Source organism: Mesorhizobium sp. M0862, assembly GCF_040319795.1.
Lineage (GTDB): Bacteria > Pseudomonadota > Alphaproteobacteria > Rhizobiales > Rhizobiaceae > Mesorhizobium.
This window is the reverse complement of the sequence record NZ_JAMYOJ010000011.1, coordinates 171578-188003: the sequence shown is the minus strand read 5'-3', so window position 1 is coordinate 188003 and position 16426 is coordinate 171578. Positions and strand designations below refer to the sequence as shown.

The following is a 16426-nucleotide window of genomic DNA, read 5'->3' as shown; positions in this document are numbered from 1 at the left end:
ATACAAAAAGACATCGAACTTTTGTCAACCAGGAGGGTCTTATGTCCAGATTGAAATTGGCGGCATTGGCTGTGACGGCATGGATTGCTTGGAGCGTCGCCCCTGCAAGCGCACTGACGATGAAGGAATGCGGCGAGGCCTATCGCACAGCCAAGGAAGGCGGCACTCTGAACGGCATGGATTGGACCGCTTTCCGCACAGAGAAGTGTGCGACGTCAGCTGCGGAGAGTGCCAATGCGGATGCGGTCAAAACCGAGCCGCAGCCGCAGAAGGAAACCAGCGCGGCGGTCGCCCCCGCTGTAGCGCCGACGGGCGTGACATTCCCGACCAGCCTCGCCGCCGAATTCAAGACCGAGAAGCCCTCGAAGGCGCGGATGAAGACCTGCCTGCAGGGCTACCACGGCAACAAGGACGCGGGTACGTTGAACGGCCTTCGCTGGATCCAGAAGGGCGGCGGCTATTACAGCCTCTGCAACGCCAAGCTGAAGAGCTGATCGACCAGCAGCGTTTGAAGATCGAAGGCCCCCCAACCGCAAGGTTGGCGGGCCTTCTCTTGGGTCTTGCCCCGTCAAGCGCCTTGTTTCGAGAGCAGTGCGACCAGGCTTGTAAGATCGGCATTGGCCTGGCCGGCAGCCACCCCGCGCTTCATGAGGCTTTGCATCGGCAGGACGAGTTCGGTGCTGACATCAGCCGACCTGCTGGCATCGATGAGATTGACGTAGGCATCAGCCTGCATGCCCAGGTTGGAAACGACATTGCTGGTGTGATCGCCACTGTCGATCTGTTCCGCCCACTTCGGCAGCAGGCCTTGCATCGACTGAAGCCAGGAGGCCAGCAGCGGCATGAACTCGCCGGCCGGGATTCCTGCTGCGCCCGTTAATGCCAACGCCTGCAGAACGCCCGCGAACATGCCGTACATGCCGGTCAGAAGCGAGATATCATAGAGCGGCGCGAGGCCAGCATCCTCACCGAGGAATTTGCTGGTGCCGAGCGCTCCGAGCTGCCCCGAACAGGCATCGAACGCCTGGCGCGAACCGCTGTAGAGAATCAAGGCGTGCGGCCCGCCGATCATCGGCGGCACCGCCATGATGCCGCCGTCGATATAGCTGGCGCCCTGGCTCACCGCCCAGCCCGACATCGCCCGCGCCTGCTCGGGCGTGCCGTTGGTGAGATTGACCAATGTGCGGCCCGACAGCGCGTCTCGGCTTGGGCCGAGCACCTCACGAACGGTGTCATAGACAAGCAGGCACGCCACGATCAGTGGACTCCATCTGACGGCTTCCTCGACACTCTTGGCCACAATGGCGCCCTTGGCTGCCAAAGCCTCAGCCTTTGCCGGAGAACGGTTCCACACCGTCACCGCATGTCCCTGGTTCAGAAAGGCTTCGGCAAGCGCCGTGCCCATGGCGCCGAGACCGATTACTGTTATGTCGCTCATTCTGCTTCTCCTTGGTTTGGTTGCGCGGTTACGCCGGTGTCGGGCTCAGGTCCTGGCCAAGGCCACCGTCCACGGTCAGCCGCGCGCCCGTGGTGAAGGTCGCGTCGAACGCCAGGAACAGCACTGCGCGCGCCACCTCCTCCATCGTGCCGTGGCGCTTCATCGGCGTGACCGCGTCGCCGATCGCCATGAAGGCGGCCCGCTCCTCGGCCGAGGCGTCGGCCACACCCATCGTCGGCGTATCGATGAAACCAGGGCTGACCACATTCACGCGGATGCGGCGCGGCAGAAGCTCGGCGGCCAGGACCTTGGCGAAGGCGCGCAGTGCCGCCTTCGATCCGGAATAGACGCTCATGCCGCCGGTGCCGGATTCGTCGGCGATCGACGAGGTGAAGACTATGGCGCCACCATCCCTGATGTGGGGCAGCAGGCGCTGCGCGGTAAAGAAAGCGCCTTTGGTGTTGATGTCGAAGGTGCGATCGTAACTGTCCTCGGTGACCCGCTCCACGGGTTCGAGATTGGCCACCCCGGCATTGACGTGAAGAAAGTCGATCTGGCCAAGCTTCTGCCCCACTTCGGCACCGAGCGTGACGATATCGGCCATGTCTGAGATATCGGACCGCACGACATGAGCTCGCGAAAGCAGCTTGGCTCGCGCGGCCTCGATGTTGCGCTGGTCGCGGCCGGTGACCAGGACCTCGGCGCCGCTTTCGATCAGGGCTTCGGCAACGGCGAGCCCCATGCCGTGCGTCCCGCCGATGACAACGGCCTTCTTGTTTGCGTATCGTGTCAAGATCCATCCGTTTTTGACAAAATCCGGCCGCCGACGGCCTTTGCAGGTCGAAGCGAGGTACCGATATGATGTTGTGGTGTTCGCCGATGCCGGCGAGCTGGTTTGAAGCTATGGACCGGCTTGGTTTTTCTCAAGTACCGACAAAAATGTAAGCTACCCACCGATTGCTCAGAATTGGATGAAACATGGGAAAGAAACAGCCAGATAGTTGCGGATTGGGGCCGGCGCTGGAGGTCATCAGCGGCAAATGGAAGGCGCTACTGCTCTGGCAGATTCACAAGGCGCCGGCACGATTCGGTGAGCTGAAGCGGCTGGTGCCTGACATCAGCGAAAAGATGCTGATCCAACAGCTGCGCGAAATGGAGGCCGACGGCATCGTCCATCGCGAAATCTTTCCCGAGGTGCCGCCGAGGGTCGAATACTCGATTACCGAATTCGGCATCGAGCTGGACAATGCCCTGATCCCGCTGGCCAGATGGGGCAAGCAACATGCTGGCCGGACTGACGGTGTGCGCCCCGGCAAAGCAAATGCATCCGTCCCGCATGCTCTTTGAGAGACCCTGAATAGCAAAACGCCGCGGATTGAGCCGCGGCGTTTTCTTGCATCAAGTGATGTCAGCTCAGCTCGACGGCTGAGGCTCCATGCCGCCTTCGGGCTCGGGACCCTTCTTGCGGCGGCCGGACTTCGGCACAGCCGAGCCGCGGCTTGTGGGGGTGTCATCCCCCAAATCTCGCGCGGGCTTCTGCCCGGCGATCAGCTGCTTGATCTCTTCGCCCGAAAGCGTCTCGTATTCGAGCAGGCCCTGCGCCAGAGCGATCCATTCCTTCTTCTTCTTGGTCAGAATGGACTTGGCCGTGACATAGGCCTCGTCGATCAGCCGGCGCACTTCGGCGTCGATGATCTGCGCGGTCTCTTCCGAGACGTTCTGCGTGCGCGCCACCGAATGGCCGAGGAAAACCTCTTCCTGGTTGTCGCCATAGGCGACATGGCCGAGCTTGTCGGAGAAGCCCCAGCGCGTGACCATGGCGCGCGCCAGCTTTGTCGCCTGCTCGATGTCCGAGGACGCGCCGGAGGTGATGTTCTCCTTGCCGAACTTGAACTCCTCTGCGACGCGGCCGCCCATCATGATGGCAAGCCGCGAGATCATGTATTTGTAGCTCATCGAATAGCGGTCGCCTTCCGGCAGTTGCATGACCATGCCGAGCGCGCGACCGCGCGGGATGATGGTCGCCTTGTGCAGCGGATCGGCCGACGGCACGTTGAGCGCCATGATGGCGTGGCCGGCCTCGTGATAGGCCGTGAGTTCCTTTTCGGCCTGGGTCATGGCCGACGAGCGGCGCTCGGCGCCCATCATGATCTTGTCCTTGGCGTCCTCGAACTCCGCCATGGTGACAAGGCGCTTGTTGCGGCGCGCCGCCATCAGAGCGGATTCATTGACCAGGTTCATCAGGTCGGCGCCCGAGAAGCCCGGCGTGCCGCGTGCGATCACCTTGAGGTCGACATTCGGCGCCAGCGGCACGTTGCGCACATGCACCTTGAGGATCTTCTCGCGGCCGACGATGTCGGGGTTCGGCACCACCACCTGGCGGTCGAAACGGCCCGGACGCAGCAGCGCCGGGTCGAGCACGTCGGGCCGGTTGGTGGCGGCGATCAGGATGATGCTCTCGTTGGACTCGAAGCCGTCCATCTCGACCAGCAGCTGGTTCAGCGTCTGTTCGCGCTCATCATTGCCACCGCCGAGGCCGGCGCCGCGATGGCGGCCGACAGCGTCGATTTCGTCGATGAAGATGATGCAGGGAGCATTCTTCTTGGCCTGGTCGAACATGTCGCGGACACGGCTTGCGCCGACGCCGACGAACATCTCGACGAAGTCGGAACCCGAAATGGTAAAGAACGGCACATTGGCCTCGCCGGCGACGGAGCGGGCGAGCAGCGTCTTGCCGGTGCCGGGAGGTCCGACCAGAAGCACGCCGCGCGGGATCTTGCCGCCGAGGCGCTGGAACTTCTGCGGATCGCGCAGGAACTCGACGATCTCTTCCAGATCTTCCTTGGCCTCGTCGACGCCGGCGACATCCTGGAAGGTGACGCGGCCATGCGCCTCAGTGAGAAGCTTGGCCTTCGACTTGCCGAAACCCATGGCGCGGCCGGAGCCGGACTGCATCTGGCGCATGAAGAATATCCACACGCCAAGGATCAGGATCATCGGCAGGTAGGAGATCAGATAGCTGAACAGCGAGTTGGAACCGTCCGACTCAGGCCGCGCATTGATGGTGACGTTCTTGTCCTGCAGCCGCGAGACCAGCTGCGGATCGCCAGGCGAATAGGTCTGGAAGCCATTGGCGTTGTCGGCGTAGGTGCCCGTGATGCGGGCGCCGGCGATGACCACCGTCTTGACCCGGCCGGCCGCGACCTCTTGCAGGAACTGCGAATAGGGAACGTCGGTCGAGGCCCCGCGAGTCTGCGGCGTCTGGAACAGATTGAAGAGAGCAATGAGCAGGACCGCTATGATCGCCCAGAGCGCGAGATTGCGATAATTCGGATTCATCAATTGTCCCGTTGGTGCCCGCTGGGACACGCGTCATGAGAGGAAACTTGCGCCTAACATAGGGAGAGCGCCCCCCCTTGCCAAGCATAACAGCACGTCTGGGTTAAGCTTTCGCGCCATGATCAACCGGCACTGTGGCGGCCAAAGGGCAAGCCGAGACAGGCGGTGCGCCGATCAACTCGGCCACGGCCTGCGCCAACACCAGATCGAAGCACGGCAGAAAACGGGCAAAGGGCGCAACGGCGGGACTGACGGCGATTGCCGCCGCCGCCGCTACATCCCCTGCAAAACCAAGGCATTCGCCGCCGCGCCATAGCGCCGGTTCCGCAGCCAGGGCGGCGCGCACAAGGCTTGGCGGCGCGCCATCCCCGGCAATCGGCGTTTTGGCGGCGGCAGCAGCGCCAAGCGGCGCGATCAACCATGCACCCGAACTGTCGCCCAATGTGATCGCCCCGGCTTCGATGTCTGGCGTGATCCGCCGGCGACCGTCCCAAAGCAGAGTGCCAGCTATCGGCGCGGAACGCGGCAGGTCGCGCGATTCACGGCGCAGGAAGATGCCGTTTCGCCTGATATCGACGACCGCCCGCGACAATGTGGCGCAAAGCCGACCGGCCCGCATTTGCTCGAACAGCGCTTCGCCGCGCGCCTGGTCCGGCAACAAGGCGGTGCCGCCCGTCGCCGCCAGCAGGACACGCAGCGCATAGACCGCGGCTCGCGTGTCGTCAGCTTCGGCAAGACCGGGATCGAGACGGATGAGACCCCTCGCCGGCCGGCTGGCAAATTCACCGATCAGGGCGGCCGCGCGGCGACCGAGTTGTTCGCGCTCGCCGGCGGCCCGCCTGGCCAGGCCGATCGCTTCGGCAAAACGCTGCCCGCTCCGGTCTTCGCCGAGCACGGCCCGGATGCGCGGGCGTTCGAAATTCGTGTCGATGTTGGTCGGATCCTCCGCCCAGCCGACATGTTCGCGCTGCAGGAAGGCGCGCAACGCCGCGCGCCGAGCGCCGAGCAGCGGCCGCGCGATCCAGATCCGCCAGTCATAGAGGGTGGCCGGCGCCATGCCGGCGAGACCTCGGCCTGCAAGCTCTCGCCCGTCATTCCGCGCGGCTCGCATCAGGACGGTCTCGGCCTGGTCGTCGGCGGTGTGGCCGGTCACGATCACACCAATGCCTTGCGCCTGCGCTGCCTCGGCCAGCAACCGGTAGCGCGCCTCGCGCGCCGCCGCGGGCAGGCCGGTCGACGGCTTGGCGCCGGACCAGTTGAGCGTCCGGTGCGCAATGCCGCGCTCCGCACAGAGCTTTGCCATGCTGCGCGCTTCGACTGCTGCTTCCGGACGCAGGCCGTGGTCGATCGTCACCGCCAGCAGCCGGGCTGTCGGGGCGCTGCGGTCGAGGTGAGCCTTGAGGAGAAGAAGGAGGGCGGTCGAGTCGCTGCCGCCAGACACGGCCGCAAGCGCGCCGTTGGTAAAGTCGATCTGCGAAAAATTCGAAAGGTCAGGCTCGGTATCGAGCATCAATGCATGTCGCGCAAAAGTGGTCCCGGTTCTGGGACAACACGGCAAAGACTAGCACGCCGCCAGCGCCCTCTCCTGCTTGACGCGTTCCTTGAGCGCGGCCGAAATATCGGGATAGCGCTTGCCGATCTCGCCGAAGGTGGCGCAGGCGACATCCTTCTGCTTGAGGCCGACCAGCGACACGCCAAGCTTCAGGAGCATGTCAGGCGCCTTCTTGGCCTTCGGATAGTCCTTGCTGGCGGAGAGGAAAACCTCGGCAGCGTCATGATACTTCTGCTGGCCAAGCAGCGATTCGCCAAGCCAGTAATGCGCGTCCGCCGCCTTGGCGTCCTTCGGGAACCGGGCGATGTGGTCGCGAAAACCCTGCTCGGCGGTGCTGTAGTCGCCCGACAGGATGAACTGGTAGGAGTTGCGGTAGATCTCTTCCGGGTTGTTGGTGGCAGGCAGCGCCGCCACCACCGTGCCGTCCGACTTGCCGGTCTTAGCCCCGGCAGCCGGCGCCTCGGCGGCGGGAGCCGCACCTTCCGCCGGCGCCGCTGCCTGCGTGTTGCCGCCGGCGTCGATTACATTGCCGTTCTTGTCGACGGTAATGGTGCCGAAGGTCTTGGGCGGCGTGCCGTTGATCACCTTGCCGGGATCGCCGGTCTGCGATTCGACGATGACCTCGCCGACGCTCTGGCCGCCATCCGACTGCGCGCCGGCACCGGCCGGCGCCTGGTCTGCCGGGGCCTCGGCGACGCCGGTGCCCGCGCCACCGTCCTGCGGCGCGGCCTCCGATTTCTTCTGGGCCGGCGGCTGCCCGCTGGAGCCGCCTTCCAACTGCTGGAAGCGGAACTCGTTGTCTTCCTGCTGCTTGCGCATCTGCTCCTGCATCTGCAGGATCTGGAAGTTGAGTTCCTCGAGCTTGCCGTTCATCTGCCGGAGCTGATCTTCCAGCCCCGCGGCGGCGGTGCCGTCCTGCTGCTGCGCGATCTGTTGCTGCTCCGGCTTCTCCTTCTTGCCGAAAATGCCGAGCGTCGGCAGATGGAAGGAAAAGCCGCTATCCGCGGGTTGTCCGGTGCCGCTCGCAGAAGCCGCGAAGCCTGATACGAGCAGCAGCGCAAGCGTGCCGCTCAAGACCGATCTGAAATGCATGTGCCTCTCGCCGTGAATATCGTGAGCCTGTTCGCGCCTTCCGATCACAGTGGGACCGGCACGACGCCCTCGGCTCTTAGCAGGAGGCGAGACTTCGGCCAAATTTTGTTTCCGGGTTTGTTTCCGGGGCCGAAACTGAAAAAGGCGGCCACAAGGCCGCCTTTCGCATGGAGGTGTTGCAATTATGCGACTAAGGCCGCCGTCTTACTCATCAGGAGCCGGCGCCGGAGAGCGTGGTGACGGCGCGGCGATTCTGCGACCAGCAGGAGATGTCGTCGCAGACCGCGACCGGACGTTCCTTGCCGTAGGAAATGGTCTTCAGGCGGCTCGCCGAAACGCCCCTGGCGACCAGGAAGTCGCGGGTGGCGGCGGCGCGGCGGGCGCCGAGAGCCAAATTGTATTCACGCGTGCCGCGTTCGTCGGCATGGCCTTCGACGACGATGGCGTACTGCTTGTACTGGTTGAGCCACTGTGCCTGGCGCGACAGCGTCGTCTGCGCATCGGCGCGGATCGCGGTCGAGTCCGTGTCGAAGAAGATGCGGTCGCCAATGTTGACGGTGAAGTCCTGCGCCGAGCCCGGCGTTGCGGCACCCGCGCCATTGAGACCGAGATCGGCAGCGTTGTTCGGGGTTTTCTTCGAGGCGCAACCGGTGATGGCGAGCATTGCGATCAGGGCGATCATCGCCGGGTTTCTGGTAAGTGCTGCGATACGGCCCATGCCGCCTCTCCTTCGTATTCGAGTGATCGTATTTCGAGTGATTTCGTTGATCACCCAGTAACCACGTTTGGGTTAACCGGCATTCAAGAAACACGGTTAAAATTTGGTTTCAGCCGCCGTCCCGGCCAAAATGACCTGATGCCACAATGGTCGCGGACCGTAGGCGGAAATGCGGCCAAAACGCGACTTTGGCGTGAAAAAAGCCCCAAAACGGGGCTTTTAAGGTAGTGTTGCCGAGTTGCAACGAAGCGAGCGGGCCAGGCCGAAACTTAGTTACTCCAGCAGCGGCGACCACGCCGGGTCGGAAGCAAAATTCGCGGTCGGGATCGACTGTTCGTTGCGGCCGGTGAGATCGACGGAAACCAGTTTTGGGCCGCCGGCGGAGTCGCGGAAGAACATCAGCACGCGGCCGTTGGGCGCCCAGGTCGGTCCCTCCTGCTGGAAGCCCGAGGAGAGGATGCGCTCGCCCGAACCGTCGGTCTTCATGACGCCGATCTGGAATTCGCCGCCGGTCTGCTTGGTGAAGGCGACGAGGTCGCCGCGCGGCGACCACACCGGCGTCGAATAGACGCCGTCGCCGAACGAAATGCGGGTCTGGCCCGAGCCGTCGGCGCCCATCACATAGATCTGCGCGCGGCCGCCACGGTCGGAAGTGAACACCACCTTGCTGCCGTCGGGCGAATAAGAGGGCGAGGTGTCGATGGCGGTCGAGTTGGTCAGCCGGGTGGTCGAGCGGCTGCGCAGATCCATGGCAAAGATGTTGGAATTGCCGTCATCGCGCAGCAGGCTCATGATCACCTTCTGGCCGTCGGGCGAAAAGCGCGGCGCAAAGGTCATGCCGGGAAAATTGCCGACCAGTTCGCGCTGCCCGGTCTCGATCTGCAGCAGATAGACCCGCGGCTGGCCGCTTTCGTACGACATGTAAGTGATTTCCTGCCGGTTGGGCGAGAAACGCGGCGTTAGCACGATCGAGCGGCCATCGGAGAGATAGCGCACATTGGCGCCGTCCTGGTCCATGATGGCGAGCCGCTTCTTGCGCGCATTCTTGGCGCCGGATTCGTCGATGAAGACGACGCGTGTGTCGAAATAGCCCTTCTCGCCGGTGAGCTTCTCATAGATCGCATCGGCGATGATGTGGGCGACACGGCGTTGATTTGCGTCGTTGGCGAAAAACTGCTCCCCGGCTATCTGCTGGTTGCCAAAAATATCCCATAGTCGGTACTGGGCGCGGATTCGGCCGTCCGCCTCCTTGCTCACGCTGCCGGTGACCAGCGCCTGCGCATTGATCACCTTCCAGTCGTCGAAACGGGGCTGCGCATCCGGATTGGCGATCTTCTCGATGAAGGCGTTCTTGTCTATCGGTGCGAAGAGACCGGAGCGCTTCAGGTCGGCGGTGACGATCTCGGAAATCTGCGCGCCGAGCCCTCCCTGGAAATCTGGGATGGCGATCGGCATCGGTTCGACATTGCCTTTGTTGACGTTGAGCTCGAGGGTTGCTCGAGCAGGCAAGGTGACGACGGCGTTCATGCCCATCGCCATCGCGGCGACCATCAGGAGCGGCTTGAGGATGGATTTCATGTCTTCTCGCTTCTCTTGCTGATTTCTGGGTGCTCAGGCTACAGGCCAAGCATCGCTCTGGGATCGAAGTTGACGCGAACGTCGGACCAAATGTCATGCTTTCCGGCGGGCACCTGCAGGCCGGCGACATCGCATTTCTGCACAGCGCGAACCGCGCTGCTGTCGAATTGGGGGTTGCCGCTGGACTTCTCGACGGTCGGACGGCCCTCCAGCTTGCCGGAGGCATCCAGGCTGAAACGGATCACCACGGTGAAATCCTCAGAACCCTCAAGCCCAACCGGGAGGGTCCAGCAGCCACCGAGCTGTTCTTCCAATGCCCCTTGCTCGGACTTCGACAGCTTCTGGCCTTGATCCTTGTCGCCGCCTAGCGATGCCTGCTGGGTCGAGCGCTTGGCGCCGCCGCCGGATGGCTTCTGCTTGTCGAGCAAAGCCTTGATGTCAGCCTCATTGAACTGCTTGTCATCCGACTTCGGCTTCGACGAGGCTTCCTTGACCGGCTTGTCGGTGTCCTTGCGGTCCGGAGCCTTCGCGCTTTCGGCCTGCGCCGGCTGCGGCTTCGGCCGTGCTTCGGGAGCAGGAGCGGAAGTCGGAAGCTGCGCTTCTTCCAGAGGCTGCTGATCCGATATGGCTTCGGCGACCGCATCGGGCTTCACGCGTGGCTTCGGCTCTATGGCGGCGGTCGTGTCCGGCTGCGGTGTTGGTGCAGGCTCCTTCACCGGGGTCGGCTTCGGTTCAACCTGCTTCACCGGCTCGGGCTTGACCTCTTCCTTCGGCTGCGGCTCCGGCGCCACCTCCGTCGCAGGTGTCGGCTTCGGCGCTTCCTTTGGCTTCGGCGTGTCCTCGGTCTTCGGCTTTTCGGTCGGCGTCGGCGCCGGAGCAGCCGTCGCTGTTTTCTCCACCGGCTTCGGCTTGGGATCGTCCGTCACCGGCTTGTCGGTATCAACGCTGTTCTCGCCGATTTTCTGTGCATCTGGCACGATGTCGGGACGCTTGGTCGGCATCGGCGCCGGCTTTTCGTGCATTACCGCCTTCTTGTCGCCCTGCAGCGTCTGCGCAATGGCTTCCATGGGAACGATGTCGACCGCTATCGACTCGACATCCGTGGACGGCAGCGCGGCCGGCGCCGACAGGGTGAACAGGCCGAAAGCCAGTGCCACCGTATGCAGTATCACCGATGTGGTGAGGCCGGTCTTCATCGTGCGTCTACTGATCCTGTTGCTGCAGTGAAATCAGGCCGATATTCTTGTAGCCGGCGGCCTGGATGAGGGCCATGACCTCCATCGCGGCGCCATAGTTGGTCGCCTTGTCGCCTCGGATGAAGATGCGCTCTTCGTAGCCGGTCTTGGAAATCGCCTGCAGCTTGGCGACCAGCTCTTCCCTTGGGATTTCGGTCTCCTGCAGGAAAATCTTGCCGGCCGCGTCGATCGAAACGGTGATCGGCTGGGTGTCGGCGTTCATAGCCTTGGCCTTAGTCTCCGGCAGGTCGACCGGCACGCCGACCGTCAACATAGGTGCGGCGACCATGAAGATGATCAAGAGCACCAGCATCACATCGACCATCGGCGTGACGTTGATTTCCGACATCAATGCATGGTGGCGGCCGCGCCGCCTGTGTCCGCGCCCGCCGCGTCCTGCCATGCCAACCGACATACCCATCTTCTTACCTCAGCCCTTAGGCGCTACTTTTTCATCGATTTGGCGCGAGAGTATGGCGGAGAACTCATCCGAGAACCCTTCCATCCGCACCGCGATCTTGTTCGCGTCGGATGACAGCTTGTTGTAGGCGATAACCGCCGGAATGGCGGCGAGCAGACCGATGGCCGTCGCCAGCAGCGCTTCGGCAATGCCGGGTGCGACAACCGCGAGACTGGTGTTCTTCGAACCGGCAATCGCCTGGAACGAGGTCATTATGCCGATGACGGTGCCGAACAGGCCGATGAAGGGTGCGGCCGAACCAGTGGTGGCGAGAAAGCCGAGACGGCCCTCCAGCTTCTCCATCTCGCGCGTCAACGCCAGGTCCATCGCCTTGTCGATGCGGGTCTGCAGGCCGAGCGGCGATTTGGCCCCCTTCTCGAAGCTCTTCTTCCATTCGCGCATGGCGGCGACGAAGATCGCACCCATGCCCGTGGTCTTGCGGTCGGCAAGCGTGCGATAGAGCTCTTCCAGCGACTGCCCCGACCAGAACACCTGTTCGAAGCGATTGAGCGACAGACGCATGCGGGCATAGCTGACCAGCTTGTCGACGATGATCGCCCAGGTCCAGACCGAGGCGCAGAGCAGACCGATCATGACCAGCTTGACCACCCAGCTGGCCTGTGTGAACAGCGCCCAAATCGACAATTGCGCTGCCGGATCGGCGAGTGCGGTAGTTTCCATGCTTCAGTCCTTAAGATTTTCCGGGCATCGCTGGCGGCTGGCCCATGGGCATCCCTTGTGGTCCGTTCGCGCTTGGCTTCCGGATTAACCCCAAAATGCACCGTTGGCGGCCTTTTCAGGGCAAATATTGGTGAAAGGAAGGCGCGCGGATTCTTCCAATCTTCACCGATCTCTTCATGAACCGTTATGGTTAAGGATGGGTTAGGAAATATGGCGCGGCGCATTGCCGCGCCAAGGGACGACGCGGACCATCCATCCACAATCGAATGCGCTGCCGATTGGCCGCCCGTTGCCGGCCGGCAGGCCTGGATATCAGCTTGCTCCTGGTAGAAAGGCCGCGATCCATTCTTTCGGAAAGCGCTTCGGCCGGCCGTTCTCGCCGATGATCGCCGCCTCGACCTTTGCTTCGACCAGAACCTCTGTCCCGCGTTTCAATTGCTGCGCCATGACGATGCGGGCGCCGGAAATATCCTGCGTTGATGTGTCGATGGTCAGGATGTCGTCCATGCGGGCAGGCGAGCGGAAGTCGATCTCCATGCGCCGCACCACCCAGACGATCCGTTCGCCGTGCTTGCCTTCGTGAAGTTCTGTGTGGTGGACGCCCGCCAGCCTGAGATAGTCCGAGCGCCCGCGCTCGAAGAATTCGAGATAGCGCGCATGGTAGACGACGCCGGAAAAATCGGTGTCGGCATAATAGACTCGCGCCATCAGCCGATGGCCGAATTCCGTCAAGGCTCCGGAAAGCCCGCCGGCAAGCGCCGCCGATTCACCATGATCGTCCATCGCGCTTTCCTTTTTGCCCCCGGCGGGGCACCTGTCTTGCCAAAATCACCAGCGCAGCAAACCGGATGGCACTGTTGACGGCGATGATCAAGACCTTGATGGCAGCGCTGCTGGTGCTGGCGGCGTCTGCGCTTCCCGGTCAGGCCGCGACCTTTTCGATGAAGCGCGGCCTCAACCTCGACCAGTGGACGACCTGGGTCGGGGAAGACAAATGGAACGACCAACAAGCCATCCTGCCCTATCCGGAATGGCGCAAGTTCCTCGACGAGGGTGACCTCAAGGCGCTGAAGGCCGCCGGTTTCGACTTTCTGCGCATGCCGGTCGACCCCTCGCCGTTTATGTCGGACCAGACGCTGGCGCTGCGCGACGACCTCTATGCCAGCGTGCGAGACTCGGCGCGCATGATCAACCGGGCCGGTCTGAAAGTGATCGTCGACATGCACCTGATCCCGGCCGGCGGCGGCCGCGAGATCGGCATGGGCCAGGTGATGGACGATCCCGCAACCTTCGAGGCCTATGTCGAGGTCGTCCGCAAAATGGCGCGCACGCTTGCCACTGAGGACCCGGCGCAGGTCGCTTTCGAGCCGATGAACGAGCCTATCGTCGACTGCGACAGCGAGGGCACCAGCCTGTGGCCGGAGCGTCAGCAAAAGCTGTTCGCGGCCGCGCGCGCCTCGGACACCAGGCTGACGCTGATCCTGACCGGCGCCTGTTATTCCAGTGCGGCTTCGCTGGTCAGGATCGACCCAAAGTCGATCCCCGACGACAACATCATCTGGACCTTCCACTCCTACGACCCGTTCCTGCTGACGCATCAGGGCGCGACCTGGGCCGGCGATTTCATTCTCTATGTTACCGGCCTGCCCTATCCGCTGACCGCGGTGCCGCGCGCCGAGCTCGATGCGACGCTGGATGCGATCCGCGCCAAGATAAAAGCCGAGGCGCCACGGACCAGACGGAACGGCCTGCTCGCCTATCTCGATGAACAAGTCGCCAGCATGGACACGGACGAAAAGCTGCTCGGCGTCATGGATGCGCCGTTCGAAAAGGTCGAGGCCTGGGCGAAGGCCAACGCCATCAAGCCGGAAAACATCACGCTGGGCGAGTTCGGCATGATCCGCCAGGAATATGGCAATCCCTATGTGATGCCGCCCAAATACCGCGCGGCCTATGTCAAGGACATGATCGCGCGCGCCGAGGCGCATGGCTTCTCATGGTCGGTGTGGAGTTTTGGCGGCGCCTTCGGCATCGTCGACGCTTTCAACGGCGAAAAGGCCGAACCCGCCGTGATGGATGCGATCCGCTCGCTCCATTAGCCCTAGGGCATGTCGAGATCCAGATCAGGCCGAGTCGGAAATGAGGGGTCCGAGAACCGGAACGGAGCGGACTTTGGTCCGTGACTACCGGAAGCGCAGGAACACCTCATTTGCAGGCCGGCATCACCTGAATACCGGCATGCCCTAACCGAGGTCGATCTGTAGGATCTCCGGCCGCATGCCAAAGCGCACCGGCGCGATGCTGAAGCCGAGTCCGCCTGACACGATCAAATTGCGGTCATTCTCGACGACATGGCCATAGGCAAAGCGGTTGCCGAAGCGGGACGGCACCACCGGTGAATAGCCGAACAGCCTGACCTGCCCGCCATGTGTGTGGCCCGACAGCGTCAGCGAAACCCGCCACGGCACTTTCGGGAAAATGTCAGGCTCATGCGCAAGCAGGATGATCGGTGCCTGGTCGGTGATCTTGGCCAGCGTGCCGTCGAGATCGTCGAGGCCTTCAAATTTGTCGCGGCCTGCGGCCTTGTTCGGTAACAGGGCCAGCTGGTCGGCGAGTCCGGCGATCCAGAAGCCGTATCCATTCTTTTCCAGACGCACAGCGTCGTTCTCCAGAACCGAGATGCCGGCTTCCTCCAATGCCTTGCGCGCCACAGTCGGCCCCGCTCCGGCCTGCTGCGCGAAAGGATCGTGCCACCAGTCGTGATTGCCGAGGATCGACAGGACACCAAGCGGCGCCTTCAGTCCTGACAAGGCCGGCGCCCATTCATGGGCCTCCACCCGGTTCGTCACCAGGGACATGCCTGAGAAATAGTCGCCGAGCAGTACGATCAGATCGGGCTTCAGCACGTTCGCATCTTCGACGAGCGAAGCGATCCGCTCAGGCGTCATCCAGGGACGGCAGGCGTGAATATCGGCAAGTGCTACGACGCGCAGCTTGAGATCTGCAGGCCAATGCGGCGGCGTCAGCTGGTAGCGCTTCACATGCGTCAACAGCATCGGCTCGATGCCGACCGCATAGGCACTGAGCGAAGCCAGCGAGAGGAACGAACCTCCGGCGAATTTCAGGAACCCGCGTCTGGTGATCACTTTTCTGGCTCCGACCTTGATCGGAGCAGTTCGCGCCGACATTGCGACGCCCGATACAATCGAGGAATGCGCCTTCACGCTGGCAGGTTTGAGGAGATTCTGCACAGAAATCCGTTCCGAAGAACAAATGTCCGTTACTCTTCCTGGAACAGGTTGATCTGCTGCTGTGCCAGATCCTTTGGCGCGTCGAGGCCGAGATGGCGCCAGGCATTGGCGGTCAGCACGCGGCCGCGTGGCGTGCGTTGGATGAAACCCTGCTGGATCAGATAGGGCTCGATAATGTCCTCGATGGCGTCGCGCGGCTCGGACAGGCCGGCGGCGATGGTTTCGATGCCGACCGGCCCACCACCGAAATTGCGCGCGATCATCGAGAGATAGCGGCGGTCGAGCGCGTCGAGGCCGAGCGCGTCGACCTCCAGCCGCGTCAGGGCTTCGTCGGCAACCTGCTTGTCGACGTGACCGTCGCCGGCAACGGAGGCGAAGTCGCGCACCCGGCGCAGCAGCCGGCCCGCGATGCGCGGCGTGCCGCGGGCGCGGCGTGCGATCTCCAGCGCGCCGTCGTCGCCGAGCGGCATTTGCAGGATACGGGCGCCGCGCCGCACGATCTGCTCCAGTTCCTCGACAGAATAGAAATTGAGCCGCACCGGAATGCCGAAACGGTCGCGCAGCGGGTTGGTCAAAAGGCCGAGCCTGGTGGTGGCGGCGACGAGCGTGAAGCGGGCAAGATCGATCTTGACCGAGCGTGCCGCCGGACCTTCGCCGATGATCAGGTCGAGCTGGAAATCCTCCATCGCCGGATAGAGGATTTCCTCGACTGCCGGATTGAGCCGGTGGATCTCGTCGATGAACAGCACATCGCGGTCTTCCAGATTGGTGAGAAGTGCGGCGAGATCGCCGGCCTTGGCGATCACCGGACCGGAGGTCGAGCGGAAATTGACGCCGAGCTCGCGCGCCATGATCTGCGCCAGCGTTGTCTTGCCAAGCCCCGGCGGCCCGACGAACAGCACATGGTCAAGCGCCTCGCTGCGGCCCTTGGCGGCCTCGATGAAGACCTTGAGGTTGGCCCGCACCGCGGCCTGGCCGACGAAATCGGCGAGCGTCTGCGGCCGCAAGGTCTGCTCAGCATCCTCGCCGCGCTTTTCCGGGGCAATGAGGCGGGGTGAAAGGCTCATGCGGCCTTCCTCGCA

The 16426-nt window shown here is 63.2% G+C and carries 16 protein-coding genes; 3 read left to right on the top strand and 13 right to left on the bottom strand.

Annotated elements, in window-relative coordinates:
* Window positions 1-41 precede the first annotated feature (41 nt).
* The gene (locus NKI15_RS18505) at window positions 42-494 is read left to right on the top strand and encodes a hypothetical protein (protein ID WP_023747281.1); all 453 of its coding nucleotides are present in this window, start codon (window positions 42-44) and stop codon (window positions 492-494) included.
* A gap of 74 nt (window positions 495-568) precedes the next feature.
* On the opposite strand, the gene NKI15_RS18500 is transcribed toward NKI15_RS18505, so the two are convergent.
* Both NKI15_RS18500 and NKI15_RS18495 read right to left on the bottom strand, forming a co-directional pair.
* Window positions 569-1438: an NAD(P)-dependent oxidoreductase gene (locus tag NKI15_RS18500; protein WP_023747282.1), complete on the bottom strand. Its 870-nt coding sequence runs from the start codon at window positions 1436-1438 to the stop codon at window positions 569-571.
* 28 nt (window positions 1439-1466) lie between these two features.
* A complete protein-coding gene (locus tag NKI15_RS18495) occupies window positions 1467-2231 on the bottom strand; it encodes an SDR family oxidoreductase (RefSeq protein ID WP_023747283.1) in 765 nt (254 codons plus the stop codon).
* A 215-nt stretch (window positions 2232-2446) separates the two neighbouring features.
* Here NKI15_RS18495 and NKI15_RS18490 point away from each other — a divergent pair, with 215 nt between their 5' ends.
* Entirely contained in the window at window positions 2447-2785 is a 339-nt protein-coding gene (locus tag NKI15_RS18490; RefSeq protein WP_023673597.1) for a winged helix-turn-helix transcriptional regulator, read from the top strand.
* Between the two features lie 66 nt (window positions 2786-2851).
* On the opposite strand, the gene ftsH is transcribed toward NKI15_RS18490, so the two are convergent.
* The 9 genes from ftsH to ybgC form a co-directional block, all read right to left on the bottom strand.
* Entirely contained in the window at window positions 2852-4777 is a 1926-nt protein-coding gene (ftsH, locus tag NKI15_RS18485; protein WP_352514813.1) for an ATP-dependent zinc metalloprotease FtsH, read from the bottom strand.
* A gap of 103 nt (window positions 4778-4880) precedes the next feature.
* The gene (gene tilS / locus NKI15_RS18480) at window positions 4881-6287 is read right to left on the bottom strand and encodes a tRNA lysidine(34) synthetase TilS (RefSeq protein ID WP_352514814.1); all 1407 of its coding nucleotides are present in this window, start codon (window positions 6285-6287) and stop codon (window positions 4881-4883) included.
* A 51-nt stretch (window positions 6288-6338) separates the two neighbouring features.
* On the bottom strand, window positions 6339-7421 hold the full coding sequence (gene ybgF / locus NKI15_RS18475; protein WP_023726183.1) for a tol-pal system protein YbgF: 1083 nt from the start codon (window positions 7419-7421) through the stop codon (window positions 6339-6341).
* 211 nt (window positions 7422-7632) lie between these two features.
* Window positions 7633-8139: a peptidoglycan-associated lipoprotein Pal gene (pal, locus tag NKI15_RS18470; protein WP_023684182.1), complete on the bottom strand. Its 507-nt coding sequence runs from the start codon at window positions 8137-8139 to the stop codon at window positions 7633-7635.
* Between the two features lie 273 nt (window positions 8140-8412).
* Window positions 8413-9717, bottom strand: coding sequence for a Tol-Pal system beta propeller repeat protein TolB (gene tolB / locus NKI15_RS18465; protein ID WP_023673841.1), 1305 nt, complete (start codon window positions 9715-9717; stop codon window positions 8413-8415).
* A gap of 38 nt (window positions 9718-9755) precedes the next feature.
* The gene (gene tolA, locus NKI15_RS18460) at window positions 9756-10913 is read right to left on the bottom strand and encodes a cell envelope integrity protein TolA (RefSeq protein WP_023700291.1); all 1158 of its coding nucleotides are present in this window, start codon (window positions 10911-10913) and stop codon (window positions 9756-9758) included.
* A 7-nt stretch (window positions 10914-10920) separates the two neighbouring features.
* Window positions 10921-11373 carry a protein TolR gene (gene tolR / locus NKI15_RS18455; RefSeq protein ID WP_023673843.1) on the bottom strand — a complete coding sequence of 151 codons (453 nt, stop codon included), beginning with the start codon at window positions 11371-11373 and terminating at the stop codon, window positions 10921-10923.
* Window positions 11374-11382: 9 nt separating this feature from the next.
* Window positions 11383-12093, bottom strand: coding sequence for a protein TolQ (tolQ, locus tag NKI15_RS18450; protein ID WP_023673844.1), 711 nt, complete (start codon window positions 12091-12093; stop codon window positions 11383-11385).
* A gap of 312 nt (window positions 12094-12405) precedes the next feature.
* Entirely contained in the window at window positions 12406-12876 is a 471-nt protein-coding gene (ybgC, locus tag NKI15_RS18445) for a tol-pal system-associated acyl-CoA thioesterase (protein WP_023673845.1), read from the bottom strand.
* Window positions 12877-12941: 65 nt separating this feature from the next.
* Here ybgC and NKI15_RS18440 point away from each other — a divergent pair, with 65 nt between their 5' ends.
* Window positions 12942-14192 (top strand): glycoside hydrolase family 5 protein, encoded by a 1251-nt coding sequence (locus NKI15_RS18440; protein ID WP_352514816.1) that lies wholly within the window; start codon window positions 12942-12944, stop codon window positions 14190-14192.
* Between the two features lie 144 nt (window positions 14193-14336).
* On the opposite strand, the gene NKI15_RS18435 is transcribed toward NKI15_RS18440, so the two are convergent.
* Window positions 14337-15239 (bottom strand): metallophosphoesterase, encoded by a 903-nt coding sequence (locus NKI15_RS18435; RefSeq protein ID WP_352514817.1) that lies wholly within the window; start codon window positions 15237-15239, stop codon window positions 14337-14339.
* A gap of 134 nt (window positions 15240-15373) precedes the next feature.
* Window positions 15374-16411: a Holliday junction branch migration DNA helicase RuvB gene (gene ruvB, locus NKI15_RS18430; protein WP_023688958.1), complete on the bottom strand. Its 1038-nt coding sequence runs from the start codon at window positions 16409-16411 to the stop codon at window positions 15374-15376.
* Window positions 16412-16426 lie beyond the last annotated feature (15 nt).

What these genes read in the sequence shown, in the direction of transcription:
- ybgC (WP_023673845.1), bottom strand. Translation starts at nt 12,876, where the DNA reads ATGGACGATCATGGTGAATCGGCGGCGCTTGCCGGCGGGCTTTCCGGA.
- ruvB (WP_023688958.1), bottom strand. Translation starts at nt 16,411, where the DNA reads ATGAGCCTTTCACCCCGCCTCATTGCCCCGGAAAAGCGCGGCGAGGAT.
- tolQ (WP_023673844.1), bottom strand. Translation starts at nt 12,093, where the DNA reads ATGGAAACTACCGCACTCGCCGATCCGGCAGCGCAATTGTCGATTTGG.
- NKI15_RS18500 (WP_023747282.1), bottom strand. Translation starts at nt 1,438, where the DNA reads ATGAGCGACATAACAGTAATCGGTCTCGGCGCCATGGGCACGGCGCTT.
- tolB (WP_023673841.1), bottom strand. Translation starts at nt 9,717, where the DNA reads ATGAAATCCATCCTCAAGCCGCTCCTGATGGTCGCCGCGATGGCGATG.
- ftsH (WP_352514813.1), bottom strand. Translation starts at nt 4,777, where the DNA reads ATGAATCCGAATTATCGCAATCTCGCGCTCTGGGCGATCATAGCGGTC.
- tolA (WP_023700291.1), bottom strand. Translation starts at nt 10,913, where the DNA reads ATGAAGACCGGCCTCACCACATCGGTGATACTGCATACGGTGGCACTG.
- tolR (WP_023673843.1), bottom strand. Translation starts at nt 11,373, where the DNA reads ATGGGTATGTCGGTTGGCATGGCAGGACGCGGCGGGCGCGGACACAGG.
- pal (WP_023684182.1), bottom strand. Translation starts at nt 8,139, where the DNA reads ATGGGCCGTATCGCAGCACTTACCAGAAACCCGGCGATGATCGCCCTG.
- NKI15_RS18440 (WP_352514816.1), top strand. Translation starts at nt 12,942, where the DNA reads ATGGCACTGTTGACGGCGATGATCAAGACCTTGATGGCAGCGCTGCTG.
- tilS (WP_352514814.1), bottom strand. Translation starts at nt 6,287, where the DNA reads ATGCTCGATACCGAGCCTGACCTTTCGAATTTTTCGCAGATCGACTTT.
- NKI15_RS18505 (WP_023747281.1), top strand. Translation starts at nt 42, where the DNA reads ATGTCCAGATTGAAATTGGCGGCATTGGCTGTGACGGCATGGATTGCT.
- ybgF (WP_023726183.1), bottom strand. Translation starts at nt 7,421, where the DNA reads ATGCATTTCAGATCGGTCTTGAGCGGCACGCTTGCGCTGCTGCTCGTA.